Raw genomic sequence first — 24,515 nt, 5'->3', positions numbered from 1 at the left:
GACTCATCCCCTCTTCCAAAACACCTTCTTCGGCCGCACCGCGGCCGGTTGGTGATCGACGACTTCGCCGACGGCGGCCACGGCGCCGGCGTCAATCACGAGGACGAGATCGCCAGGCGACAGCGACAGCAGGTCGCCCACCTCGACCGTCTGGCCGTTCGCGAGGCGCTCCAACACCTCGCGCGGGGGCTGCCACATCGGCAGGCCTTCCAGGTACAGGAGCGGATCGCGCAGGTGCGAAGCGGGGTCACCCGAGGCCATCCAGTCGTCGAGGGATATGGCGTCCTCGACGCGCGCGCTGCCGATGGCGAGCCGGCGCAGCGAGCGCATGTGAGCGGGGAGGCCGACCAGCGCGCCGAGATCGCGGCACAGGGCCCGGACGTAAGTGCCCTTGGAGCAGCGGACGTGAAAGCGGGCCACGGCGAGTTCGCCTTCGTGACGGAACTCGTCGAGGGTGAACGCTTGAACGCGGACGGTCCGCTCTGGAAGCTCCACCTTCTTGCCCTGGCGAGCGAGATCGTAGGCCCGGCGGCCGTCGATGTGAACCGCGGAGTATTGAGGCGGCCGCTGGCGAATTTCGCCGGTGAGCCGGAGCGCGGCCTGCCGCACTGCGGCGAGATCCAGACCCGCGGCCGACGCCTGGGCCACGACCGTGCCCTCCGCGTCGTCGGTGTCCGTGCCGACGCCGAACACCACGGTGCCGCTGTAATCCTTGTCGCCCTGGCCGAGGTACTCCAGGAGGCGGGTGACGCGGCCCACACAGATCATCAGGAGACCCGTCGCCATCGGGTCGAGCGTGCCCGCGTGCCCAACGCGCCGCACGCCGAGCTTGCGGCGGACGCGATTGACCACGTCGTGCGACGTCATCCCCTGGGGTTTATCGATGAGCAGGACACCGTCTAACGCTTGCACGCTTCATCCACTTCCCTCAGGGCCGCGATCACGGCCGCTTCCACGGCCTGCTTCGCCTCCTCCAACGTGCCTTCGAGGACGCACCCGGCCGCGCGGGCGTGTCCGCCGCCGCCGAACCGCTGCGCGATGGCCGCCACGTCCACGCGCCGCTTCGAGCGGAGGCTCGCCTTGACGAGTCCGTCCGGTCGCTCCCGCAACAGCACGCCCACCTCGACGGTCTCGACGGATCGCGCGAAACCGACGAGGCCCTCGACGTCGTCCTCGCTGGCATTGCACGACGCGAGCATCGCCTGGCTGACGAGAATGAACGCGTACCGCCCGTCGGGTGCGATGGTCATGTCCCGGAGCGCGATCTGCAGAAGTCTCATCTGCTCGAGCGTCCGCGCCTCCAGGGCGGGCTCGGCGATGTCGTACGGCTGCACGCCGCTCGCCAACAGTTCTGCGGCGATCTGGTGCACCTCGCGCGTGGTGTTGGGGTAGCTGAAGCCGCCCGTGTCCGTGAGGATGCCGGTGTACAGACATTTGGCGAGATCGACGGCGAGCGGCACGTCGAGCGCCCTCGCCACGTGATACAACACCTCGCAGGTCGCGGCCGCCAGCGGATCCACGCACGCCACCCGGCCGTAGCGGGGGTTGGTCTGGTGGTGATCGATGTTCACGACAAACCGATCGCTCGCGATGAGCGGCGCGACGGGCGCAAACCGCTGTTCGTCCGCACAGTCGACCGCGACGATGTGTCGGAACTGGCGCGGGGCCAGATCGTCGATCGATTGAATGCGATCGTACATGGGCAGGAAGCGGAACCGCGGGGGCAACGCCTCTCCGGCCGCGATCGCGTACCGCTTGCCGAGCGCATCCAGCATATGGGCCACCGCAAGCGCGCTCCCCAGCGCATCCCCGTCCGGTCGCTCGTGCGTGACAATCAGCCAGTCATCCAGGCTGCGAAGCGCCTCTGCGGCGCGCGCGATCGCGTCCTTGTCCCGTGGCTCGGGCTGCCAACTCGTCATCCCCTGACTCCCCTCGGCCGCTCAATCGTTCGCTTCATTCTCTTTCAGCGACTTCAGCACGTGCTCAATGCGCTCGCTGTACTCGCCCGACTCGTCGAGCCGAAACACGAGCTCCGGCGCCATGCGCATGTGCAACCGGCGCGCGATCTCGCCTCGAATGAACCCAGCCGCCTTCGTCAGGACGCCGAGCGTGGCCTCCTTCTCCGCTTCGGGGCCGTACACGCTCACATAGATCTTGGCGTGCTGGAGATCTCCCGAGACCTCCACGCGCGTGATGGTCACAAACCCAATCCGCGGATCCTTCAGCTCGTGCTGAAGGATATCCGCGAGCTCCTTCTTCATCTGTTCGGCCACTTTCTGTGCCCGAATCCGCGTCAACGTTCACGCACCTCCACGGCGTTCGCTGTCACACCCGCGCGACCTGTTCCATCGTGAACGCCTCGATCACGTCGCCCACCTTGATGTCGTTGAACTTCTCGATGGTCATGCCGCACTCGTAGCCTGCCGCCACCTCGCGCACGTCATCCTTAAAGCGGCGAAGGGACGACAGCTTGCCCTCGTAAATCACGACGCCATCGCGCACCACGCGCACGTCCGCGTCGCGCGGGATCCGCCCATCCGTGACATAGCATCCCGCGACGGTGCCGACCTTCGAGATGTTGAACGTCTCGCGCACCTCCGCGTGGCCGACGATGACCTCCTTGTACTCCGGCGCCAGCATACCCTTCATGGCCGATTCGATTTCCGCAATGGCGTCGTAGATCACGCGGTACAGGCGGATGTCGATCTTCTGCTGCTCCGCGACCCGCCGCGCGTTCGCGTCTGGGCGCACGTGGAAGCCAATGATGATGGCGTTCGACGCCGAGGCGAGCTGCACGTCGGACTCCGTGATGGCGCCGACGCCCTTGTGAATCACGCGAACCCGGACGCCCTCGACGTTGATCTTCTCGATGGACTGCACCAGCGCTTCGACCGAGCCCTGCACGTCCGCCTTCACGATCACGTTCAACTCGGCGACGTTGCCTTCCTTGATCTGGCGGTAGAGATCGTCCAGCGTGACACGCGCGGTGGCCTGCATCTGCTGCCGCTCGCGCTCGAGGCGCCGCTCCACGACGGCGCGGGCGCTCTTCTCGTCATCGTACACCACAAACAGGTCGCCCGCCTGCGGCACGCCGTTGAGCCCCTGGATCTCCACGGGCGTCGACGGCGGCGCGGCTTTCAGGCGCCGGCCGTTCTCGTTCACCATCGCCCGGACGCGGCCATACGTCGTGCCGGCGATCACGATGTCGCCGACTTTGAGCGTGCCGTTTTGCACCAGCACCGTCGCCACCGGCCCACGGCCGCGATCGAGCTTCGCCTCGATCACGGTTCCGCGCGGGCGCGCGTTCGGGTTCGCCTTCAGATCCTGCATGTCGGCGACGAGCAGGACCATCTCGAGCAGGGTGTCGAGGTTCAGCCGCTTGAGCGCGGAGATCTCGACGAAGACCGTGTCGCCGCCCCACTCCTCGGGGACGAGGCCGTACTGCACGAGCTCCTGCTTGACCCGATCCGGATTGGCGTCCGGCTTGTCGATCTTGTTGATGGCCACGATGATGGGCACGTTCGCGGCCTTCGCATGGTTGATGGCCTCCACCGTCTGCGGCATGACGCCGTCGTCCGCCGCCACGACGAGGATGGTCACGTCCGTCACCTGGGCGCCGCGGGCGCGCATCGTCGTGAACGCCTCATGTCCGGGCGTGTCGAGGAACGTGATGAGCCGTCCGCCGATCTCGACCTGATACGCGCCGATGTGCTGCGTGATGCCTCCGGCCTCGCCCGCAGCCACACGGCTTTCGCGCAGCGCGTCAAGCAGCGTCGTCTTGCCGTGATCGACGTGGCCCATGATGGTGACCACAGGCGGCCGCGGCACGAGCTGGGACGGATCGTCCGGCTCCACCAGGAGCTCGAGCGCCTCCTCGTCGACCGGCTCCTTCACGTGCACGGTGACGCCCAGATCCGACCCGATGAGCTCCATCGTGTCCGTGTCGATGTCCTGGTTGATGGTCGCCATCACGCCGAGCATGAGCAGGCGCTTGATGATCTCCGCCGGCTCACGCTGCAGAAGCTTGGCAAACTCGCCGACCGTCATCGGCCCCTCGACCGTCACTTCGGTCGGCAGAGGCTTCTCCTGCTTGCCCGCGCGCCGCTTCGGCGCCCGCTGAAGCTTGGTCTCGTTGAACTCCTCGTGGCGCTGATACCCTTCGCGCTCCTTGCGTTCCTTCTCCTTGCGCTGCGATCCCGGCGCAACAGGCTTCTGCTGAGCCGCCTGCGCCGCCACCACCTGGGGCGGCCGCGGCGCGCGCGGGAACCGAGCCCCGCCGCCATTGCCGGATTGGGAACGCTGGCCGTCCCGGCCTCGCGCGTTGGCGCGGTCCCCGTGCCCCTGCTGGCCCTGAGGCCGCCCCGCGTAGCCTCCTCGATCCCGGTTCCTGTCGCCCTGCCCCGGCGCGCCGTTGCGCCCGTGGCCGCCGTTCGGATTCCGCTGGCCCGCGGGGCGATCCGACCGGGCCCGTTGGTCCCCAGATCCGTTCGGCGCCCCCTCGCGCCGATCGCGGCCGCGCCCCTGTGCGCCGCCCCGATCCCGACCGCCGTCGCGGTGGGGCCGCGGCTGGTTCGCCTGAGCGCTGGCGCTCGCATGTTCCGCGTCTCGCTGCCCCTGGGCTAGGCGATCCCGCCCGTTCGCCTGCGCCGCCGGCGCTCGGCTCTGCGCCTGCTCAGCCTGCGCCTTCTGCTGGCGCTCGCGCAATTCCTTCTCCATCTCCTGTGCACGCCTTTCCGCCGCACGGCGCTTCACGTCTTCAAAGAACTGCTCGACCTTCTGAATCATCTCATCGTCCATCACGCTCATGTGATTCGCGACGGGCACGCCGAGCCGGTTGAGGATGGTCAAAATCTCCTTGCTCGACATGTTCATCTGCTTCGCGTACTCGTACACTCTCAACTTCGTCAAACGCTCCACCTCCGTGGAATTCCCCAAGCCGCGCCACGACCTCGCGCGCAAATCCAGGCTCCACGACGGCAACGGCACCGGACGTATCCCGTCCAATGGCTCGACCGATCTCCGCTTTGGTCCCGAAACACACGACCTGAATGCCGTACGACGCCGCCTTGTCCATCAGTTTCTTTCGGCCATTGTCTCCCGCGTCCACCGCGATCATCACCAATTGGGCTCGCCGCGTCCTCACGGCGTCCAACACGCGCTTCTGGCCGTCGATCACGGCCCCGGCCCGGCGCGCCAAGCCGAGCAGCCCCAAGATGGTCTCTTTGTCAGTGCGCATCTCCGTCTCCCACCAGCTGGCGGCGGAGAGACTCATGGATCTCCTGCGGAATGGCCGCCTTCAGCGCGCGCTCCAGCGCCTTTCGCTTGACCGCGACGTTGAGGCACGCTTCAGACGGGCACAGATAGGCGCCTCGGCCATTCCGCTTCCCGGTCGAATCCAGCACGATGTCTCCCTCTGGCGTTCGAACAACGCGCGTGAGTTCCGCCTTCGGCTTCATCTCCTGGCAGCCCACGCACTTGCGAAGCGGCACCTTTCTCACGCGATTCATGCGGCGCCCTCCCCGTTCAGGGTTCGTTCAGCCAGTCGTCGGACAGCGTGGCAAACTCGGGTTCCTCCTCGTTCGTGTCCTCGAGCTGATCGAGAAGCGAATGGGAGGCCATCTGCGACTCGCTCTTGATGTCGATCTTCCAGCCCGTGAGCCGCGCGGCAAGCCGGGCGTTCTGTCCCTCCTTCCCAATCGCCAGGGACAGTTGATAATCCGGAACCACCGTCCGCGCCACGCGCTCGTCCTCATAGATGTGCACGTCGATCACTTTCGCGGGAGACAGCGCATTCGCCACGAACGTCGCCGGATCTTCGCTCCACTCCACGATGTCGACCTTTTCCCCGTTCAATTCGTTCACAATCGCCTGGACGCGCGATCCCCGGGCGCCGACGCACGCGCCGATGGGATCCACCTCCGGATTGCGCGAATGAACCGCGATTTTGGAACGCGATCCCGCCTCGCGGGCCACGGCCTTGATCTCCACGATGCCCTCGTAAATTTCCGGCACCTCGAGTTCAAACAAGCGGCGAAGAAGCCCCGGATGGGTGCGGGACACCACAATCTGCGGGCCCTTCGACGTGCGCTCCACGCGCGCGATGAACACCTTGAGCCGCTTGCCGACCTGCAGCTTGTCGGACGCCATCTGTTCCGACTGCGGCAAAATCGCCTCCGTGTCGCCGAGATCGATGTAGGCGACGCGCGGCTCGAGCCGGCTGACGATCCCGCTCACGACCTCTTCCTCGCGATCCGCAAACTTGCTGTAGATGACGGATCGCTCGGCTTCCTTCACGCGCTGCATGACGACCTGCTTGGCGGCCTGCGCGGCGATGCGCCCGAAGTCGCGAGGGGTGACCTCAATTTCCACGACATCTCCGATTTGATAGCTTGGATTGATGTCGCGCGCCGCGTCTAGCGAGATCTCGAGGCGCGTGTCCTTCGGCTCCTCGACGACGGTCTTGCGCGCGTACACGTGGACCTCGCCCGTGTCTCGCTTCACCTCCACGCGCACGTTGGCCGCCGAGTGGAAGTTGCGGCGGTAGCTCGCGATGAGCGCCGCCTCAATCGCCTCGAGCAGAACTTCCTTGTCAATTCCTTTTTCGCGCGCCAACTGGTCCAGCGCTTCCAGAAAATCCACATTCATGACTAGGGAACCTCCCCTTCGCGAAATCTCAGGCGCGTTCGGGTCACCACTCCAGAGCCAGCCGCGCGTGCGCAATCTTTTCCATGGGCACCGCCAGCGTGACGGTCTTTGAGCGGCGCTTGATCTCAAGGATCAAACGTTCCCCGTCGTAAGAGACGAGCGTCCCTTCGTGCGTCTTGGCTCCCATAAGCGGCTCGTACAGCGACACGTGCACGTATCGGCCCACGGCGCGCTCAAAATCCGCCGGCCTCTTCAGAGGCCGCTCCGCGCCGGGCGAAGACACTTCGAGGAAGTACGCGTTGGGAATCGGGTCCACGCGGTCGAGTTCCTCGGACAGCTGCTCGCTCACGCGGCTGCAGTCGTCGATGTCGACGCCGCCCGGCTTGTCGATGTACACGCGCAGATACCAGTTCTTCCCTTCCTTCGTGTACTCGATGTCCACCAGTTCGACCGCTTCCCGCTCCACGATGGGCAGCACCAAGCGTTCAACAATCTCGGTCACGCGATCTCTCGTCACGCGTCATCCTCCCACATGCCGCTTGTGTCTCCATTCCTCGCCTCGCGTACGCCAAAAAGTGCCGAGCATAAATCAAAGAGTGGGGGGGCCCCACTCTTGTCCGCACACGGTATACGAAGCCTGACGCAGCCAGTATATCACTGCCGTCTGGATTTCGCAACGTGAGGCGCCTCCCTTCGTTGTCTTGCGCCGAGCGACGTGTTATCGTGATTACCGCAACCGCGCAAAGGAGGACGTCATGCGTACCATTACGCCCGATCGATTGCGAAACGTCGCGATCGTCGCTCACGTCGATCACGGCAAGACCAGTCTTGTCGATCAAATGCTTCGCCAATCCGGCCTCTTCCGCGACAACCAGCACATCGCGGAGCGGGCGCTCGACTACAACGACCTCGAGCGCGAACGAGGGATCACGATTCTCGCGAAGGCGACGGCCATCCCGTACGAGTCGTACCGCATCAACATCGTGGATACGCCCGGTCACGCCGACTTCGGCGGCGAGGTCGAGCGCATCCTCCGCATGGTGGACGGCGTGCTTCTCGTGGTAGACGCCTTCGAAGGCGTCATGCCGCAGACGCGCTTCGTCCTGGATAAGGCGCTGTCCGCCGATCTCGTCCCGATTGTGGTCATCAACAAGATGGATCGGCCCAACGCGCGGCCCGCGGACGTGATCGACGAGGTGCTCGAGCTGTTCATCGACCTCGGCGCGTCCGACGAGCAGCTCGACTTTCCGGTGATTTACGCGTCGGCGCTCGAAGGCCGCGCGTCGACGGATCCGAACGACCTCGGCAACGATATGCGGCCGTTGTTCGACGCGATTGTCGCCCACATCCCGAGCCCGCGCGTCGACGCGGAAGGTCCCTTCCAGTGGCAGGCCACCATCATCGACTACGACGAATACCTCGGGCGCATCGGCATCGGGCGCGTCCATCGAGGCGAGGTCCGCCAAGGGCAGGCCGTGGTGCGCCTGCGCGAGGCGGAAGGCGCCCTCGAGGGGCGCGTGCAGAAGCTGTTTGTGTACCAGGGCCTGAGGCGCATGGAGGTCGAATCCGCATCCGCGGGTGACATCGTCGCCATTGCCGGCCTTGCGGACATCACCGTCGGCGACACGCTCGCGTCGCCGGATCGACCCGAGGCGCTCCCGGTCATCGAGATTGACCAGCCGACGCTCGAGATGACGTTCCACGTCAACGACAGCCCGTTTGCGGGCCGCGAAGGGCAGCACGTGACGAGCCGAAAGCTGCGCGATCGCCTGCACCTGGCGATGGAGTCGGACGTCAGCCTTCAGGTCGAGGACACCGACGACGCCGATGCGTTCCTCGTCAAGAGCCGCGGCGAACTCCACCTCTCCATCCTCATCGAGACGCTGCGACGGGAGGGCTACGAGCTCGCGGTATCGAAGCCGCGCGTGATCGTGCGCGAAGAGGCGGGCGAGCGCCTCGAACCCATCGAAGAGCTCGTCGCCGACGTGCCCGAGGATGCGTCCGGCAGCGTGATTGCGGAAGTCGGGCTGCGAAAGGGCGAGCTCGTGGCCATGCACCCGGTCGGCCAAGGCGGCATGGTCAGGCTCGTCTTCCAGGTGCCAACCCGAGGACTCATCGGGTTTCGCTCCCTCTTCCTTACGATGACCCGCGGTTACGGGATCATGCATCACCGCTTTCAGGCGTACGCGCCGTGGCGGGGACCCATCCAGGCGCGTCGGCAGGGCGTGCTCGTGGCGAGCGAGACGGGGCTCGCGACGGCGTACGCCATCAGCAACCTCGAGGACCGCGGGGTGATGTTCATCACGCCCGGCACGCCGGTGTACGAAGGCATGATTGTCGGCGAGCACAATCGCGAGAACGACCTCGTCGTGAACGTCACCAAAGAAAAGCATCAGACGAACATCCGATCCTCCACGAAAGAGGAGACGGTGAAGCTGAAGGCGCCGCGCCTTTTGTCCCTCGAAGAGGCCATCACCTACATTGAGGACGACGAGCTGTGCGAGGTCACGCCCCAGTCCATTCGGCTTCGGAAGAAAATCCTCAACAAAAGCGAGCGAGAAAAGCTGAAGCGGCGCCAGGCGTGACCTGGCGCCGCTTCGTCATCCCGCCGGGCTGTAGACCGGATAGACGCCGAGCGCGAGAATCTCGACGCCCTGCAGTGCCAAGAGATCGCGAACCACAGAGAGCACCCGCTCGCCGCGGTCCGCGTACGGCCGGACGGAGGCATCCAGGTAATACACGTAGTTTCCGATGGTGTCGCCCACCGGGCGCGACTCGAGGCGAGTGAGGTTGAGATTGGCCGCCGCAAACGTGTGGAGGGCGAGTGCCAGTCCCCCAGGCCGATGCGGCACGCCCCGCAGACACAGGGAAGCGGTCCAATCCGTCAAGCTCCATGAGGGTTTTGCAAACGCAACCTCAGGCGATCCGACGAGCGCGAACCGCGTCACGTTCCCCGGCCGATCTTCGAAGGGCTCCGGCCACACCGACAGCCCGTACAAAGCCGCGGCGCGCCGGCTGCCGATGGCCACCGCTCGGGCGCGCTCGCCCATGGCGATCTGGCGCACCGCCTCGGCGGTGCTGGAGACCGCGACCTCCCGGGCGCCAGGAAAGCGGAGCCGGATGTGCTCCTTGCACTGGGCGAGCGCCTGGGGATGAGAGACCACCTCGTCGACCTGGGCGAGATCGAGCCCCTCCCGATAAATGGCGTATTGATGAATCGGCAACGTCACCGCGGCGAGGATTTGGCGCGCGCCCTCCTCCCGGTGTTCGCGCGTGAGCGCATCCCAAACTTGCCAGACGGATCCCTGAATGCTATTTTCAATCGGAACGCAGGCGAGCCGTTGCGCCGATTTCGGCGCCTCGAAGATCTCATCGAAGCTCTGCATCGCCACTTGCTTGACCGGCTCGCCCGCCAAGAGAGCCGACGCGATGCGATCCGCGGCCTCGTGGCTGTGCGTGCCCTCGGGCCCGAGATACATGAGTTCCCACGCGCTCACGCCGCCACCTCACCTTCGCCTTTCAACCGCGCGGCGGCTGGAACAGCTCCAACCGCTCACCGTCAGGACCCGCGAAGAAGATGTATCGAGCGCCGTTTCGGAGCGTCGTGATGGCCTCGTCCAGAAAGCGCACGCCCTTCGCGCGAAGCCGAGCCACCTCGGCTTCGATGTCGTCGACCGTGATGGCCACGTGATGCACCTGCCCCTCGTCCGGCAGCCGATCCGCGTAGCCCTCGATGAGCTCAAGCTGCGCAGTCTGCCCGGGATACGACAGAAACGCGAGCCGGATCCCTGGCGTGTTGTGATCGAGCGTGCCGACGAGTTCCATGCCGAGCACGTCGGTGTAAAAGGCCATCGAGCGTTCCAGCTCGGACACCATGATGCCCACGTGTTCCAACTTCATCATCGCCATGCGTGCGTACCTCCTCAGAACAAGGAAAGCTGATTGGTCTCCGGCAGCCCGTCGAGGCAACCGAGTTCCATGAGCACGTCGATCACGGCCCGGGACGCGCGCGCCCGCGACTGAAGATCTTCGAGCGACAGGAATTCGCCCTGCTGCGCCGCTTCATACAGGTTGCGCGCCGCCGTCTCCCCAATCCCGGGAATGGCGGCGAAGGGCGGCCTCAGGCCACGGGCCTCCTCCTCGATGAGGAACTGGGTCGCGTGCGACTTGTACAGATCAATCGGCAAAAACCGATATCCCCGAGCGACCATCTCGAGCGCGACCTCGAGCACCGTCAGGAAGCTCTTCTCCTTGGCCGAGGCCGCGTTGCCCTTCGCCTCGATCTCGTCGATCTTCTTTAAGATGGCCTCCCGGCCCGCCGTCATCACAGCCACGTCGAAGTCGTCCGCGCGGACCGTGAAATAGGTCGCGTAGAACGCGAGCGGTCGGTGAACTTTGAACCACGCGATTCGGACGGCCATCAACACGTAGGCCGCGGCGTGCGCCTTCGGAAACATGTACTTGATCTTCTTGCCCGACTCGATGTACCAGTCCGGCACGCCGTGCTCCCGCATGTACGCCTCGTCTTCCGGTTTGACACCCTTCCCCTTGCGGATACCTTCCATGATTTTGAATGCGCGCGCCGGATCGAGCCCCTTCTGGATGAGGTAGAGCATGATGTCGTCTCGGGCGCAGATGACCTCGGACAACGTCGCAATCTGCTCGCGGATGAGCGTCTGGGCGTTGTTCAGCCAGACGTCCGTGCCGTGCGACAGCCCGGAGATGCGCACGAGCTCCGAGAACGTCGTGGGCCTCGTGTCCTCGAGCATCTGCCGAACAAAGCGCGTGCCAAACTCCGGAATGGCGTAGGTGCCAGTGGTCGACCGGATTTCCTCCGGGGTCACGCCGAGCGGCCTTGTGCTTCGGAACAGCTCCAGCACGTCGGGATCGTCAAGCGGGATGGACTTCGGATCGACGCCCGTGAGATCCTGCAGCATGCGGATCACAGTCGGATCGTCGTGGCCGAGGATGTCGAGCTTCAACAGGCAGTTCTCGAGCCCGGAGTGGTAATCGAAGTGCGTCGTGAGCGTCTCCGACGACGTATCGTCCGCCGGGTATTGAATCGGCGTGAAATCGTAGATCTCCACGTAGTGCGGCACCACCACCTGCCCGCCCGGATGTTGCCCGGTGGTCCGCTTCACGCCCGTGCATCCTCGGACCAACCGCTCGATCTCGGCATTGCGCAGCACCAACCCGCGCTCCTCGGCGAACTTCCGCACATACCCGTAGGCCGTCTTCTCGGCCACCACGGAGATGGTGCCCGCGCGAAACACGTGATCCTTCCCGAACAACTCCTCCGTGTATCGATGCGCCCTCGGCTGATACTCCCCGGAGAAGTTCAGGTCGATGTCGGGCACCTTGTCGCCATCAAAGCCCATGAACGTCTCGAACGGGATATCCTGCCCGTCCTTGTGCAGCTTGGCGCCGCAGTTGGGGCACGCCTTGTCCGGGAGGTCGAAGCCGGATCCGTACTCCCCGCGCAGGAAAAACTCGTGATAGTGACACGACAAGCACACGTAGTGCGGCGGCAGCGGATTCACCTCGGTGATGTCCGTCATGGTGGCCACGAGCGACGAACCGACCGAGCCGCGGCTGCCGACCAGATACCCATCGCTCAGCGATTTGGTGACCAGCTTGTGCGCAATCAGGTAGATGACCGCATAGCCGTGCGAGATGATGGCGTTGAGCTCGCGCTCCAGCCGCTTTTCGACCAGCTCGGGCAGCGGATCCCCGTAGATGCGCTTCGCCTTGTCGTAGGCGAGCCTCCGGATTTCATCTTCCGCCCCTTCGATGACCGGCGTGTGAAGCTCATCGGGAATCGGCTTCACGTCGTCGCACAGCGCCGCCAGACGGCGCGGGTTGTCGATCACGACGGTGCGCGCGTCCTCTTCCCCCAAAAACGCGAACTCCTCGAGCATCTCGTCGGTCGTTCGGAAGTGAAGCGGCGGCTGCTTCGTATCCAGCTTCTGCGATTGAAGAAAGATCTCCCGGAAGATGGCGTCGTGCTCGTCCAGATAATGCACGTCGCCCGTGGCCACGACCGGCTTGTTCAGGCGCTTGCCAATCTCCACGATGTTGCGCAGCAGTTCGCGCACCTGCTCGAACGACGCCACGACGCCCTCTCGCACAAGAGGCTCGTAATGACTGACCGGCTGGATCTCCAGATAGTCATAGAACTCGAGCAACGTGTCGATCTCGTCCTCGGATTTCCCGCGGAAGAAGGCCTCGACGAGCTCGCCCTGCCGACACGCTGTGCCGATGAGCAACCCCTCGCGATGGCGAGCAAGCGCGCTCTTCGGAATGCGCGGCACGCGGTGCAGGTACTGGGTGTGCGCGATGGAGACGAGGCGATACAGATTCCGAAGCCCCTCGCGGTTGCGGACGAGCACGGTGGCGTGAAAAGGCCGAACGCGCGAGATGTCAATCTGGCCGCGGAGGTGGTTCATATCCAGCAGGTTGTGAATCCCGCGCGCCTTCGCGTCTTTCAGCATGTGCACGAACACCTTGGCCGTCGCCTCGCTGTCGGCCAGCGCCCGGTGGTGGTTGACGAGATCGACGGAGAACTTCTGGGTGAGCGTCTTCAGCTTGTAATTCTTCTCGCCCGGGTACAGCACGCGCGCGAGCGCCAGGGTGTCAATGACGGGTTGCTCCCATGGGTCGAGGCCCAGCCGCTCGGCGCACTGGTTCAAAAAGCCCACGTCGAACTCCGCGTTGTGGGCCACGAGCACGGCGCCGCGCGCGAACTGGCGAAATCCGTCGAGCGCCTCCCTCAGTTTCGGCTGACCGGCCACCATCTCGTTCGTGATGCCCGTCAACTCGACGATTTTCGGGTCGAGCGATCGCTCGGGATCGATGAGCGTCGCGTACGTGTCCACAATTTGCCCCGCCTTGACCTTCACCGCGGCGATCTCGATGAGCGTGTCCTCCCGCGCGTTGAGGCCGGTCGTCTCCGTGTCGAACACGACATACTCGGTCTCGTCGTCCAGCGGCCGATCGCACTCTCGATACACCAAAAGTCCACCGTCGTCCACCACGTACGCCTCGACGCCGAGCACGAGCCGCACCCCGTGCTTCTTGGCCGCCTGGTACGCTTCCGGATACGCCTGGCACACGCCGTGATCCGTGATGGCAATGGCGTCGTGCCCCCATTCCGCCGCCCGCTTCACCAGCGCCGCAGCGCTCACGACGCCATCCAGCGCCGACATGGTGGTGTGAGCGTGCAGCTCGACGCGCTTGACCTCCGCCGTGTCGATCCGCCGAGGCGCATCGTGCGGGCGCATCGACTGCACCATGAATACCATTTCCTTGGCATACGGGTCGAACTGCACCTGGCCCTGAATCTTGACCCACACGCCGTCCGCGAGATGAGACGTGGCCTGGAGGTCTCGCTCCGACTGCACGAATATCTTGGCCGAGATGGAGTCCGTGTGATCCGTGATGGCAAATTGAATGAGCGTGCGCCCGCTCGGCAGCGTCCTGCGCTCGACGCCGAAGACCTCGCCCACCACCGTGGCGCGGCGCATCTCGTCGACGATGTCCCGCAGCGGGATGGGAGCGGGCTCGTCGTACATCTGGCCGACGACAAGCGGCTCCACCCCCTGCGCGGCGCCGGTGTCATTCCGTCCATCCGGCTCTTTCGGCTGCTCTTTGGCCGACTTCGCCTCTTCCGCGAGCTGGCGCCGCCAACGGGCCTCGGCCTCCTGCTTCAGCTTCTCGCCCGCCGCAAGGACATCCTCACAAGCCGTCTCGTCCACCTCGACGAGGACCGCGACATCCAGGCCAAACGCGCGACGAGCCTCCGAGGCGAGCCACTCCGCAACGCCCTTCTGCTTGAGCTGATCTGCAATCGGCTGGCTCGGGACGCGGATTCTGGCGCGAAAACGCTTCGGCTCGTCCACCGCCTCCACCGTCAATCTTGCCTGCGACAGCCATTTGCCCGAAACGTGAGACCGCTCCTCGTACACGGCGGCGAGGGCGCGCATCGCGCGCTCCGCCTCCGACGCGGAAACGACGTCTGCAGGCGCCACCTCGATGTTCCATGCGCAGGACGAGCCAAACGCCGAGGCGCACAGCTCGTGGATCTCGGCGAGATCGCGATAGAAAGAAGAGAACGCGTCTACGTCAGACCCCGAGGTGGCAAAGGGCGACTCCACGTATACGCGGATCTCCTGGGTCGCCCTGCGCACACGGACGCTTCGAACCCTGGCCAACGCCCGTTCCCGGACGGCGTGCTCGGCGATCGCCATGGTCTCACCTCGCGCTCCCCTCTAGAACCAGTGCGTCACGTCGCGATACGTGATCACGACCGCAAACAGCATCACAATCGCAAAACCCACAAAATGGACAAAGCCCTCTTTTTCAGGATCCACCCGCCGCCCTCGAATGAGCTCGATGGCCATGAACAACAGCCGCCCGCCATCCAGCGCCGGAATGGGGAGCAGGTTGAACAAGCCGAGCCCGAGGCTGAGCGCGCCCGTCACGGCGATCACGTTCCAGATGCCGAAGCGCACCTGCTCCGTGATCACGTGCGCGATCCCGACGGGGCCCGAGAGCGACTGGAACTGGTGATGCACGAACAGCCCCACGTAGCCTTGGATGGTCATGACGATGTCTCGAACCAGCGCCGAAAATCCGGCGGGGACGGTGTGGAGAGGGCTGTGAGAAATCTCGGCGTCGATGCCGATCATCGGCTCGCCGCTGACGAGACGGGGCGTGACGACGACGGATCGCGTGCCTTCGTCCGTTTTCACCTCGAGGACAAGCGGTTCCGGATGGCCATCGCGCGCGCCCTCTTCGGACACCGCGCGCACGAGTCCCGCCCAGGAGTGAATGGGGCGGCCGTCGACGGCCACGATGGTGTCACCAGGCGCGAGGCCTGCATGCGCCGCGGGGGTCCCCGGCTCGACGTGGCCCACGGTGGTCGTGGGCACGCCGGTGTACGTGTTCACGGCGGAGAACAGGACACCCGCCAAGATCAGGTTCATGACGGGTCCGGCCAGAATGACGGCGGCTCGCTGCCAGAGCGGCTTGCCAATCATCTGCTGCTCCTTCGGGACGATGGGAATGGACGAGCGCCGGCTCAGCATGACCCGGGCGCCATCCTTCACGCGAAAGCGCTGAAGCCCTTCGTCCGTCTGCAGCGTCATGGTCATGTCATCGGTCAGATCGACCTCGCGCACCACGCCCACGCGCGCGTTGGGCAGATCGCGGGGCTCACCGAGCGCGGCGATCCGCCCGGCTTCGTCGAGTTCGTACGCGACCGATTGGCCGACGGGAAACCACGACTCTTGCGGAGCCTCGCCCGCCAACTGCACAAACCCACCGAGCGGGATGAGCCTGAGCGAATACTCCGTTCCTCCGCGCACGACGGATACCACCTTCGGGCCAAAGCCGATGGCAAACACGGGCACCGCGACGCCACATCGTTTGGCGACGTAAAAGTGACCAAACTCGTGCAGCGTCACGCACACGCCGAACACGAGCACAATGGCGACCGCCGCCTCCGCATAGAACTCGAGGTGCGCTAACATTGGCAACTGTTCATCCGCCCTTTGCCACGTAGAGTTCGGCCAGACGCCGCGCTTGCCCATCCGCGCGAAGGACATCGTCGACCGACTGAGGCGCTTCGTTCGGCACGCGTTCGAGCACCGCCTGAACGACCTGAGGGATCCGCAAAAACGGGATCTTTTCGCGCAAAAACGCGTCGACCGCCACTTCGTTCGCCGCGTTCAGAACGCAAGGTGCGATGCCACCCGCACGGCCTGCCTCGATGGCCAAGCGCAGGCACGGAAACTTGTCGAGATCGGGCTCTTCGAAGTGAAGCGCTCCAACGCTCGCCAGGTTCAGCCGCGGCCAAGGCGCGGGAAGACGCTCTGGATAGGTGATGGCGTATTGAATCGGCAAGCGCATGTCGGCCGTCGCGAGCTGTGCCACCATCGAGCCGTCCACAAACTCCACCATGGAGTGCACGATGCTCTCCGGATGTACAAGCACAGCTATCTTATCATATGGCACGGCGAACAAATGATGCGCCTCAATCACCTCGAGCCCCTTGTTCATCATCGTGGCGCTGTCGATGGTGATCTTCTGTCCCATGTTCCAGTTCGGATGGCGCAGGGCATCTCGGACGGTGACCTCCGCCATGCGCGCTTTCGGCCACGATCGAAACGGACCGCCTGACGCCGTCAGGACGAGCCGCAGGACCTCCTCGGGGCGACCGGATCGCAGACACTGGTGAAGCGCACAGTGCTCGCTGTCCACGGGCACGATCTCGCCGCCTGCGTCGCGCATGGCGCGCAGGATGAGCTCGCCGGCCGCCACGAGGCACTCCTTGTTGGCGAGCGCCAGCCGCGCACCCCTGCCGACCGCGGCCAGCGCGGGCAGAATGCCTCGAGCCCCCACGACCGCATTCAGCACGACATCCGACGGATACGCGGCGCAGGCGACGAGCCCCTCGTCTCCGACGACGATGTCCACCCGTTCTCCGGGCACAAGTTCGCGCAGCGCGCGCCGGGCCTCTTCGTCGGCCACGCCGACGAGCTTCGGGCGATACTGGCGAATCTGTTCCGCCAACCGCTCCACGTTGCGCCCTGCCGCAAGAGCGACGACTTCGTATGTATCCAGTTGCGACAACACCTCGAGCGCCTGCACCCCAATGGTGCCCGTGCTCCCCAGAATGGCGATGCGCTTCATGTCCTCTCCTCCACCCGGCTCCTCTACTTCCAGCCGCTCAGCACGCCGGAAATGAACCACAGAGCGAAGGGCGCCGCGAACAGCAGGCTGTCGATCCGGTCCAAAACGCCCCCGTGACCCGGCAACATGCGGCCGGAGTCTTTCACACCGGCCGCGCGCTTGTAGGCGCTCTCGACCAGATCCCCCACCTGCCCCGTCAGCGCCACCAGGAGCCCCACGGCCACGAACACCCCAACGCTGTACCGCGGTTCGGCGATCTCGCCGAACACCACTGCGCCGACGACCGCGCCGGCCACTCCCCCGATGGCTCCACTCACGGTCTTCTTCGGACTGATGGCGGGAAGCAGCTTGGGTCCCTGAACGAATCGGCCGACGAAATAGGCCGCGGTGTCGGACATCCAGGCCGCCACCAGGAAGATCCAGATCCAAAACCATCCTTCCGGCAGCGCGCGAAGGCCGATGAGCGACACCCCACCCGCCGCGAGGTAGAACGCTCCGAACGCCGCCACGGCGTAGGTACGCAAATCGTTCGGCCTGCGGGTGATGACCGGCAGTGTAAAAACCACCGCCACGGCAAGGAAGAAAACAAACGGGTGAAACGCTTGTCTCGGGAACCAATCCGCGAGCGTGATCGCGATGGCCCCGAACCATGCAGCCGGGTCGAACCACCGCTGCCCAAACATCTGGCAAAATTCGAACGCGCCGGCTAGCGTCGCGATCCACACGAGACATCGCCAGCCGGTCAGTCCCCCGAACAACAACACGAAAAGGACCACGAGCCCTGCGATCACAGCCGTGACGACCCGCTGCTTGAGCATTGGAATGGACACCTACTCGATCGCGCCGAACCTCCGCTTGCGCTTCGCGTAATCGCAAATCGCTTGATAGAGATCGTCGCGTGTAAAGTCCGGCCACAACACATCCGTAAACCAGAGTTCGGCGTAAGCCGCCTGCCACAGCAGAAAGTTGCTCAACCGGATCTCGCCACTCGTGCGGATGACGAGATCGAGCGGTGGGAGCCCGGCGGTGTCGAGGTACCGATCGCAGGTGGCCTCCGTCAGCTGTCCCACCGTCGCTCGGCCCTCCATGACCTCACGGGCGTAACGCTCCATCGCCGCCACGATCTCCATTCGCCCCCCGTAATTGAGTGCGAAGTTGACGATCATCCCCGTGTTGTGCTGGGTGCACTGAATGGCGCGGCGAACGGTTTCCTGCGTGTGTGTGGGGAGGCGCTCGGTGTCGCCGATGAAACGCACGCGGACGTTGCGCCTCACCAACTCGTCGATCTCGCTCCGAAAGAACTGCTCCGGCAGCCGCATCAGGTAATCCACTTCGGCCGCTGGTCTTTTCCAATTTTCGGTCGAGAAAGCATACAGCGTGACGCATTCGATGCCGAAATCGTCACACGCGCGGATGGCTTCCTTCATGGCCAACATGCCCGCGTGGTGACCCGCAATTCGGGGAAGACCGCGTTGTTGCGCCCAGCGGCCATTTCCGTCCATGATGAGACCGATATGCCGGGGCTTCACGTCGAGCGCTGGCTGCTCGACCGCCGCCGCACTGGCACGCTGCGAACGCCCAAAACCCTTGAACAAGGCTGGCATCCCCCTTAATCCAGCTACCTTGGAACTCAGACCTGCGTCACGTCCTTCTCCTTATCTTCCAACAGGCGGTCCACCTGTGCAATGGCCTTGTCGGTCAACTGCTGAACCCGGTCCATCAGCCGGCGCACGTCGTCCTCCGAAAGGTCCCCGGCCTTCTCCAGTTTCTTGATCTCCTCATTGCCGTCTCGGCGAATGTTTCGAATGGCGACGCGCGCCTCTTCCGCCATCTTTCGGACCTGTTTGACCAACTCCTGACGGCGCTGTTCCGTGAGCGCAGGTATCGTCAATCGAATGACGTTGCCGTCGTTCGCGGGGTTCAACCCGAGGTCGGACTTCTGAATCGCCTTCTCAATCTCGCTGAGCATGGACTTATCCCAAGGAGAGATCACCAACAGCCGCGGCTCGGGCGATGTCACGCTCGCCACCTGGTTGACCGGCATCTGCGCACCGTAATACTCGACCATGACGTGATCGAGCATCGAGGGGGCGGCTCGTCCTGCGCGCACGGTCGCGAACTCACGCCGCAGATTCTGAATGGCCTTGTCCATCCGCTCCTGGAGATTTTGAATCAGTTCCTCATGCATGCGCATCACCCTTTCCCACCAAGGTGCCGATCTTTTCTCCCATCACAGCCCGCAGGATGTTCCCGTCTTCATTGATGTTGAACACCAGAATGGGAATGTCGTTGTCCTTGCACAAGCTGGCCGCCGTGGAATCCATCACGCCGAGGCCCTGCTTCAGCACTTCCATGAAGTCGAGCTCCGCGTATTTGGTCGCCGTGGGATCCTTCTGCGGATCGGCCGTATACACACCGTCCACGCCGTTTTTCGCCATCAGGATGACTTCCGCCTCGATCTCGGCAGCTCGCAGCGCAGCCGTGGTGTCCGTCGAAAAGAACGGATTCCCTGTTCCGCCCGCGAAGATGACGACGCGCCCCTTCTCCAAATGCCGAATGGCGCGGCGGCGAATGTACGGTTCGGCGACCTCCGACATGTGGATGGAACTCTGCACGCGCGTGGCCACCCCGAGCTTCTCAAGGGCATCCTGCAGCGCTAATGCGTTCATCACGGTCGCCAGCATTCCCATGTAGTCGGCCGTCGCTCGATCCATGCCCATCTGGCTGCCGGTGGCACCTCGCCAGATATTACCTGCCCCTACCACAATGGCAACCTGGACGTCGAGTCTCGCCACATCGGCAATCTGCCTAGCAATGTCTCGGATCACGGCCGGATCGATCCCGAAACCGTGACGCCCCGCGAGTGCCTCTCCGCTCAACTTCAGAACGATGCGGCGGTATTTTGGAATCGTCACACAGGCCCCTCCGTTGCGCGAAAATAGGTGGCCATAATGGCATGAAAGGGAACACGCGATGGTGTCCCCTCATGCACCAGCCTCATGACAGGCGAACCTGAGACATGACCTCTTCCACGAAATTAGTCTCCTGGCGCTCGATCCCTTCGCCGACCACAAACCGAGCAAACCGGCGAATGGAGATGTTTTCGCCAATCGTCGCGATCTTTTCCTTCACCAGCGTGTCGACCGTCTTGTCGGGATCCTTGACGAACGGCTGCTCCAGCAGGCAATTTTCCTTAAAGAACTTCTCCAAGCGCCCTTCCACGATTTTGTCCACCACGTGTTCGGGCTTGCCCTCGTTCAGCGTCTGAGCCCGCAAAATCTCGCGTTCCCGTTCGATGACGTCCTGCGGCACCTCTTCCCGGCGCACGTACTGCGGATTCGACGCCGCGATGTGCATCGCGATGTCCTTCACAAACGCGCGGAACTCCTCGTTCTTCGCCACGAAGTCCGTCTCGCAGTTGACCTCCACGAGCACACCGATGCGGCCACCGCCGTGGATGTAGGCCTCCACCACGCCCTCCGCGGCGATCCGCCCAGCCTTCTTCGCCGCCTGCGCCAGACCGCGTTCACGCAAAATGACGATGGCCTGCTCCATATCGCCGCCGGCCTCGGTCAGCGCCTTCTTGCAGTCCATCATGCCAGCGCCCGTGCGCTCGCGCAACTCCTTCACCATTGCTGCTGTGATTTCAGCCACGATTGTTCCTCCTCAAGCGTCTGTGTCATCTATGGCATTTCGCGCCACGCGGCACAAAAAAGGTGACGAGAGCGCGACGCACCCGCCACCTTTCACCTCACGCGGTGGTCTCTTCTCCACCCTGCGTGCCTTCCAGCACAGCGTCCGCAATCTTGCTCGTCAGAAGGCGCACGGCGCGAATCGCGTCGTCGTTGCCCGGGATCACGTAGTCGATCTCGTCGGGATCGCAGTTCGTGTCGACAATCGCCACGATGGGAATCCCGAGCTTGCGAGCTTCCGCCACCGCAATGCGCTCTTTGCGCGGATCAATAATGAAGAGCGCGTCCGGAAGCTTCTTCATGCCCTTGATGCCGCCCAAAAACTTCTCCAAGCGCTCGCGTTCCTTCCGGAGCAGGATGACCTCTTTCTTCGGCAGGACTTCGAACGTCCCGTCTTCCTCCATCTGCTCGAGTTCCTGCAGACGGCGAATGCGCTTCTGGATGGTGTTGAAGTTCGTCAGCGTGCCGCCCAGCCAACGCTGGTTCACGTAAAACATCCCGCAGCGCTCGGCCTCTTCCTTGACGGCCTCCTGAGCCTGCTTCTTCGTGCCGACGAACAACACGGTGCCACCCGACGCGGCGAGATCGCGCACAAAGTTGTACGCTTCTTCCACCTTGCGAACGGTCTTCTGCAGGTCAATGATGTAGATGCCGTTGCGCTCGGTGAAAATGTACCGCGCCATCTTCGGATTCCAGCGGCGCGTCTGGTGTCCGAAGTGCACGCCCGCCTCGAGCAATTGCTTCATCGAAATGATGGCCAAACCGATTTCCTCCTTTTTGTTTTCCCTCCGGACCGATCATCCGCAGCGCCGACCCATCGGGCACCGGACACCGCATCCCGATCCGTGCGTATTCGACTCAAAGGTACGCACCGCCCCATACTATACCACAGCGAAACGGACGCCAGCAACCGCCCGAAGCCATCCGCGTCACCTGCGAAGAACACTCCACTTTACGCCATTTTGAGTCCTATCCCCCAGGCGGTTTGTCCGTGACCGCGCTTCCTGCTTCTGCATTGTCTACAGTGTGCCGCGATGGACGCGCGGACCGCGACGCCGGTCTTGTGGACAAAGACTGGCCACACGCACCGATGGATGGTCCATCGTACGCGCCGATGGAGTGGCACAGTGACAGCACGAGAGGCAGGAGAGGCGAAGACAAGCGACACGCCGCCAGGTCAGTGAACGCCGGACTCCGAACGTCCCGCCATCCTCAACAACTTCTCCACCACCGCGATCTCGTCCGTCGACACGCCCAGCAGATCCTGAATCTCGTCGCGGGACCGGCCTTCATGAAGAAGATCAAGAATCGAGAAATACAATAGCTCTCGAGACGCTTGAGCACGCGGCCACGGGCTTTGAGAGCCGTGCTTCGACGTGTCGGCCACCTCCATGGAGGAAGGGGCCTCTAGCTCGCGCGCGTTGTTCTCCAAAGCGGCGTGGGCTGCAGCTTTCGGCGTCATCCCAATTACTGGACCACTATCGCTCGGCTTGGGTCGCAACCCTTTGGCCGAGACTTCGTCCGTGTCATTTCGCGCATCACGCATGGCTCCCTCGACCATGGCGGTCAATCGAGCCACCGCCGTTTCAACCGCCTGAATCCGCGCCTCAAGCTGGCGGCTTCGCTGGTCCCACTCCTGGTACATCTCTTCGAGAACCTGAATCGCCAACCGCGCGTCCGATGGCTTCTCGCCGCCCGCGGTGTCCCATCGCGCGCGGTCTGCCAGAAACTCAGCGTTCCTGGGCGAGCCTGGCCCCGCGGCACGCAGGCGCAACTGAGCAGCCGTCCACCGGAAAAAGCCCTTCACGCCCGGATGCGTTTTCCTAGCCCCACTGACCGCGTACAGCATGGCCAGGAGCACGACGCATACTGCGGCCAAGATGAGCGTCTCCCACACCTTCTCATTCCTCCTTCCGCGCGGCGTCAAAGCGCGCGCATGTCGCCCCTGGCCGTTCGCACCGTGAGGATACAGGACGGCAAGTCAAACCATAAGGTCCGGCCTTGATGTCCACCCACGTCGCTTCCGATCACAGGAATTCCTCTTTCCGCAAGCCGCTTCTTCACGGCCTCCACATTGCGCTCGCCGACGCGAAGCGTCTCCATCTTCACGCCTTGAAACATCTGCGCCCCACCGGCGTACTTCGCGCGGAGGCGCAGAGGACTCCCGCCCGCATGCACAATCTCGCGGATCAGCCAGTCAATGGCGGTGTCCGCGTACTTGTGCGGCGCCTTCGTGTCGGGCGAAGGGCTCTCGGGCAGCATCACGTGGGCCAAGCCAGCCACGTGGCCCTCGGCATCGTAGATCACCACACCCACGCACGACCCGAGGCCCGTGGTCACCAGCCGACCTGGGCCGCACATGACCGCCCCCTCGGCAATACCCACGCGGATTTCCGCCCGATCTTCAACCACTTGGCATCTTTCCCCGCAGGGTATCAAAGAGTTTCGATGCGCTCTGGAAATCCGGAAGCAAGAAAAAATACGCTTGGATCTCTCGCCCCCCATGTGTGAGGCGCGTCGAGATCAAAAGCACCTGATTGTCCTCTCCGCTTCCGTACATAAGCCCGATGTCGAGAAGCGCCGATGCCATATCGATGGCCACCGCCGGGATCGACTGCGCCATCCGAAACCCGCAGAGGTCTGAAATGGCGGCGACGTAGGCTCCCGAAAGAATGTTTCCAATCTCACCCAGAGCGGAGTACTCCATCTCGCCGTAGGGATCGCCGTGTTCACGCCCCGGAATGAGCTCGTCCACCAGGCGCTCCGCGCTATCGGTGGACAACACGACAAACATGTTGCCCGCGATCTCGCCCTCGATCCGAATGTACACGGCGACAACCAGGGTGTCACTGCCTCCGACGACGTCGACCACCTCGGCAAATCGGCACAGGCGCGCGTCCGTGACCGACATGCGGACGACGCCGCCCAACAGCGTGGAAAACGCCGTCGCGGCGTGACCCGCCCCGATGTTGCCGAACTCCCGGAGGGCGTCGAGATCGGCAGCGCTGAGATTGTAGGGATTCATCCGTGCACCAACTTTTCCACCTGTTTGAGTTGCTCCGTTTCGACGGCTGAAAAGACCCTTTCCAAGTTGAGAAGCACGAGGAGATCGTCGCCAAGTCGAGCGACGCCCCGGAGATACACGGCCTCAAGTCCTCCCACAACGGACGGCGGGGGCTCCACAGATTCTGGCGCAATCTGGACCACATCCTCCACCGCATCGACCAACATGCCGACGAGCATCTCCTCCACGTCCGCGACGACGATCCGCCTGTCCTCCTCGTCGGCCGAGGCGTGCGCCAAACCTACGCGTTCCGCGAGATCGATGACCGGGACAATCGCGCCGCGCAGATGCATGACGCCCTTGATGAAGTTCAAGGTGCGCGGCACGGGGGTGATGTCACCCACGCGTTCGACGGACCTCACCTGGGAGACATGCGCGCCGTACCGCTCGGAGCCCACGCGCATCACGACATACGAATCCAC

At 64.0% G+C, this 24,515-nt stretch carries 24 protein-coding genes; 1 reads left to right on the top strand and 23 read right to left on the bottom strand.

Going from position 1 to position 24,515, the window contains the following annotated elements:
* Window positions 1-3 precede the first annotated feature (3 nt).
* Genes truB through rimP form a run of 8 tightly spaced genes read right to left on the bottom strand, consistent with a single transcriptional unit; the run spans window position 4 to window position 7,162 of the window.
* Complete coding sequence (gene truB, locus AACI_RS07125) at window positions 4-912, bottom strand: tRNA pseudouridine(55) synthase TruB (RefSeq protein ID WP_012810778.1); 909 nt, start codon at window positions 910-912, stop codon at window positions 4-6.
* Window positions 900-1,919 carry a DHH family phosphoesterase gene (locus AACI_RS07120; protein WP_012810777.1) on the bottom strand — a complete coding sequence of 340 codons (1,020 nt, stop codon included), beginning with the start codon at window positions 1,917-1,919 and terminating at the stop codon, window positions 900-902. The genes truB and AACI_RS07120 overlap by 13 nt, the downstream gene beginning before the upstream one ends.
* A gap of 21 nt (window positions 1,920-1,940) precedes the next feature.
* Window positions 1,941-2,297 carry a 30S ribosome-binding factor RbfA gene (gene rbfA / locus AACI_RS07115; RefSeq protein ID WP_012810776.1) on the bottom strand — a complete coding sequence of 119 codons (357 nt, stop codon included), beginning with the start codon at window positions 2,295-2,297 and terminating at the stop codon, window positions 1,941-1,943.
* A gap of 28 nt (window positions 2,298-2,325) precedes the next feature.
* Window positions 2,326-4,872: a translation initiation factor IF-2 gene (gene infB / locus AACI_RS07110; RefSeq protein ID WP_245530775.1), complete on the bottom strand. Its 2,547-nt coding sequence runs from the start codon at window positions 4,870-4,872 to the stop codon at window positions 2,326-2,328.
* Window positions 4,787-5,236, bottom strand: coding sequence for a L7Ae/L30e/S12e/Gadd45 family ribosomal protein (locus tag AACI_RS15935; RefSeq protein ID WP_245530743.1), 450 nt, complete (start codon window positions 5,234-5,236; stop codon window positions 4,787-4,789). Before AACI_RS15935 ends, infB begins: the two co-directional genes overlap by 86 nt.
* A complete protein-coding gene (gene rnpM, locus AACI_RS07105) occupies window positions 5,226-5,507 on the bottom strand; it encodes an RNase P modulator RnpM (protein ID WP_008336578.1) in 282 nt (93 codons plus the stop codon). The genes AACI_RS15935 and rnpM overlap by 11 nt, the downstream gene beginning before the upstream one ends.
* A 16-nt stretch (window positions 5,508-5,523) precedes the next feature.
* Window positions 5,524-6,645 carry a transcription termination factor NusA gene (nusA, locus tag AACI_RS07100; protein ID WP_008336577.1) on the bottom strand — a complete coding sequence of 374 codons (1,122 nt, stop codon included), beginning with the start codon at window positions 6,643-6,645 and terminating at the stop codon, window positions 5,524-5,526.
* Window positions 6,646-6,688: 43 nt separating this feature from the next.
* Window positions 6,689-7,162, bottom strand: coding sequence for a ribosome maturation factor RimP (gene rimP, locus AACI_RS07095; RefSeq protein ID WP_012810774.1), 474 nt, complete (start codon window positions 7,160-7,162; stop codon window positions 6,689-6,691).
* 238 nt (window positions 7,163-7,400) lie between these two features.
* On the opposite strand from rimP, the gene typA reads away from it, so the two are divergent.
* Window positions 7,401-9,230 (top strand): translational GTPase TypA, encoded by a 1,830-nt coding sequence (gene typA / locus AACI_RS07090; protein ID WP_012810773.1) that lies wholly within the window; start codon window positions 7,401-7,403, stop codon window positions 9,228-9,230.
* A 15-nt stretch (window positions 9,231-9,245) separates the two neighbouring features.
* On the opposite strand, the gene AACI_RS07085 is transcribed toward typA, so the two are convergent.
* The 15 genes from AACI_RS07085 to AACI_RS07015 all read right to left on the bottom strand — a co-directional run bounded on the left by AACI_RS07085 (window position 9,246) and on the right by AACI_RS07015 (window position 24,515).
* Window positions 9,246-10,142, bottom strand: a complete 897-nt coding sequence (locus AACI_RS07085; protein ID WP_012810772.1) for a prephenate dehydratase — start codon at window positions 10,140-10,142, stop codon at window positions 9,246-9,248.
* A gap of 22 nt (window positions 10,143-10,164) precedes the next feature.
* A complete protein-coding gene (locus AACI_RS07080; RefSeq protein ID WP_012810771.1) occupies window positions 10,165-10,554 on the bottom strand; it encodes a VOC family protein in 390 nt (129 codons plus the stop codon).
* A gap of 14 nt (window positions 10,555-10,568) precedes the next feature.
* Entirely contained in the window at window positions 10,569-14,891 is a 4,323-nt protein-coding gene (locus AACI_RS07075) for a PolC-type DNA polymerase III (RefSeq protein ID WP_012810770.1), read from the bottom strand.
* Between the two features lie 21 nt (window positions 14,892-14,912).
* Entirely contained in the window at window positions 14,913-16,175 is a 1,263-nt protein-coding gene (locus tag AACI_RS07070; protein ID WP_245530774.1) for a M50 family metallopeptidase, read from the bottom strand.
* A 10-nt stretch (window positions 16,176-16,185) separates the two neighbouring features.
* Window positions 16,186-17,337 carry a 1-deoxy-D-xylulose-5-phosphate reductoisomerase gene (locus AACI_RS07065; RefSeq protein ID WP_012810768.1) on the bottom strand — a complete coding sequence of 384 codons (1,152 nt, stop codon included), beginning with the start codon at window positions 17,335-17,337 and terminating at the stop codon, window positions 16,186-16,188.
* A 23-nt stretch (window positions 17,338-17,360) separates the two neighbouring features.
* On the bottom strand, window positions 17,361-18,155 hold the full coding sequence (locus AACI_RS07060) for a phosphatidate cytidylyltransferase (protein WP_012810767.1): 795 nt from the start codon (window positions 18,153-18,155) through the stop codon (window positions 17,361-17,363).
* Window positions 18,156-18,167: 12 nt separating this feature from the next.
* Entirely contained in the window at window positions 18,168-18,932 is a 765-nt protein-coding gene (locus AACI_RS07055; RefSeq protein WP_012810766.1) for an isoprenyl transferase, read from the bottom strand.
* 35 nt (window positions 18,933-18,967) lie between these two features.
* Complete coding sequence (frr, locus tag AACI_RS07050) at window positions 18,968-19,531, bottom strand: ribosome recycling factor (protein WP_012810765.1); 564 nt, start codon at window positions 19,529-19,531, stop codon at window positions 18,968-18,970.
* Complete coding sequence (gene pyrH / locus AACI_RS07045; protein ID WP_012810764.1) at window positions 19,518-20,252, bottom strand: UMP kinase; 735 nt, start codon at window positions 20,250-20,252, stop codon at window positions 19,518-19,520. Before pyrH ends, frr begins: the two co-directional genes overlap by 14 nt.
* An 82-nt stretch (window positions 20,253-20,334) precedes the next feature.
* The gene (gene tsf, locus AACI_RS07040) at window positions 20,335-20,991 is read right to left on the bottom strand and encodes a translation elongation factor Ts (protein ID WP_012810763.1); all 657 of its coding nucleotides are present in this window, start codon (window positions 20,989-20,991) and stop codon (window positions 20,335-20,337) included.
* A gap of 97 nt (window positions 20,992-21,088) precedes the next feature.
* Complete coding sequence (gene rpsB / locus AACI_RS07035; RefSeq protein ID WP_008336545.1) at window positions 21,089-21,790, bottom strand: 30S ribosomal protein S2; 702 nt, start codon at window positions 21,788-21,790, stop codon at window positions 21,089-21,091.
* Window positions 21,791-22,206: 416 nt separating this feature from the next.
* Window positions 22,207-22,926: a hypothetical protein gene (locus AACI_RS07030; protein ID WP_012810762.1), complete on the bottom strand. Its 720-nt coding sequence runs from the start codon at window positions 22,924-22,926 to the stop codon at window positions 22,207-22,209.
* A 26-nt stretch (window positions 22,927-22,952) separates the two neighbouring features.
* Window positions 22,953-23,390 (bottom strand): chemotaxis protein CheD, encoded by a 438-nt coding sequence (locus AACI_RS07025; protein ID WP_012810761.1) that lies wholly within the window; start codon window positions 23,388-23,390, stop codon window positions 22,953-22,955.
* Between the two features lie 43 nt (window positions 23,391-23,433).
* Window positions 23,434-24,054 carry a chemotaxis protein CheC gene (locus tag AACI_RS07020; protein WP_008336539.1) on the bottom strand — a complete coding sequence of 207 codons (621 nt, stop codon included), beginning with the start codon at window positions 24,052-24,054 and terminating at the stop codon, window positions 23,434-23,436.
* On the bottom strand, window positions 24,051-24,515 hold the full coding sequence (locus AACI_RS07015; RefSeq protein ID WP_008336538.1) for a chemotaxis protein CheW: 465 nt from the start codon (window positions 24,513-24,515) through the stop codon (window positions 24,051-24,053). The genes AACI_RS07020 and AACI_RS07015 overlap by 4 nt, the downstream gene beginning before the upstream one ends.

Origin of the sequence: Alicyclobacillus acidocaldarius subsp. acidocaldarius DSM 446, from assembly GCF_000024285.1 — a bacterium.
In the GTDB taxonomy this organism is placed as follows: Bacteria; Bacillota; Bacilli; order Alicyclobacillales; family Alicyclobacillaceae; genus Alicyclobacillus; species Alicyclobacillus acidocaldarius.
This window is presented reverse-complemented; position numbering and strand designations above follow the sequence as displayed.

What these genes read in the sequence shown, in the direction of transcription:
- AACI_RS07120 (WP_012810777.1), bottom strand. Translation starts at nt 1,919, where the DNA reads ATGACGAGTTGGCAGCCCGAGCCACGGGACAAGGACGCGATCGCGCGC.
- infB (WP_245530775.1), bottom strand. Translation starts at nt 4,872, where the DNA reads ATGAACATGTCGAGCAAGGAGATTTTGACCATCCTCAACCGGCTCGGC.
- AACI_RS15935 (WP_245530743.1), bottom strand. Translation starts at nt 5,236, where the DNA reads ATGCGCACTGACAAAGAGACCATCTTGGGGCTGCTCGGCTTGGCGCGC.
- rnpM (WP_008336578.1), bottom strand. Translation starts at nt 5,507, where the DNA reads ATGAATCGCGTGAGAAAGGTGCCGCTTCGCAAGTGCGTGGGCTGCCAG.
- nusA (WP_008336577.1), bottom strand. Translation starts at nt 6,645, where the DNA reads ATGAATGTGGATTTTCTGGAAGCGCTGGACCAGTTGGCGCGCGAAAAA.
- typA (WP_012810773.1), top strand. Translation starts at nt 7,401, where the DNA reads ATGCGTACCATTACGCCCGATCGATTGCGAAACGTCGCGATCGTCGCT.
- AACI_RS07080 (WP_012810771.1), bottom strand. Translation starts at nt 10,554, where the DNA reads ATGGCGATGATGAAGTTGGAACACGTGGGCATCATGGTGTCCGAGCTG.
- AACI_RS07075 (WP_012810770.1), bottom strand. Translation starts at nt 14,891, where the DNA reads ATGGCGATCGCCGAGCACGCCGTCCGGGAACGGGCGTTGGCCAGGGTT.
- AACI_RS07070 (WP_245530774.1), bottom strand. Translation starts at nt 16,175, where the DNA reads ATGTTAGCGCACCTCGAGTTCTATGCGGAGGCGGCGGTCGCCATTGTG.
- AACI_RS07065 (WP_012810768.1), bottom strand. Translation starts at nt 17,337, where the DNA reads ATGAAGCGCATCGCCATTCTGGGGAGCACGGGCACCATTGGGGTGCAG.
- AACI_RS07060 (WP_012810767.1), bottom strand. Translation starts at nt 18,155, where the DNA reads ATGCTCAAGCAGCGGGTCGTCACGGCTGTGATCGCAGGGCTCGTGGTC.
- frr (WP_012810765.1), bottom strand. Translation starts at nt 19,531, where the DNA reads ATGCGCATGCATGAGGAACTGATTCAAAATCTCCAGGAGCGGATGGAC.
- AACI_RS07025 (WP_012810761.1), bottom strand. Translation starts at nt 23,390, where the DNA reads ATGTGCGGCCCAGGTCGGCTGGTGACCACGGGCCTCGGGTCGTGCGTG.
- AACI_RS07020 (WP_008336539.1), bottom strand. Translation starts at nt 24,054, where the DNA reads ATGAATCCCTACAATCTCAGCGCTGCCGATCTCGACGCCCTCCGGGAG.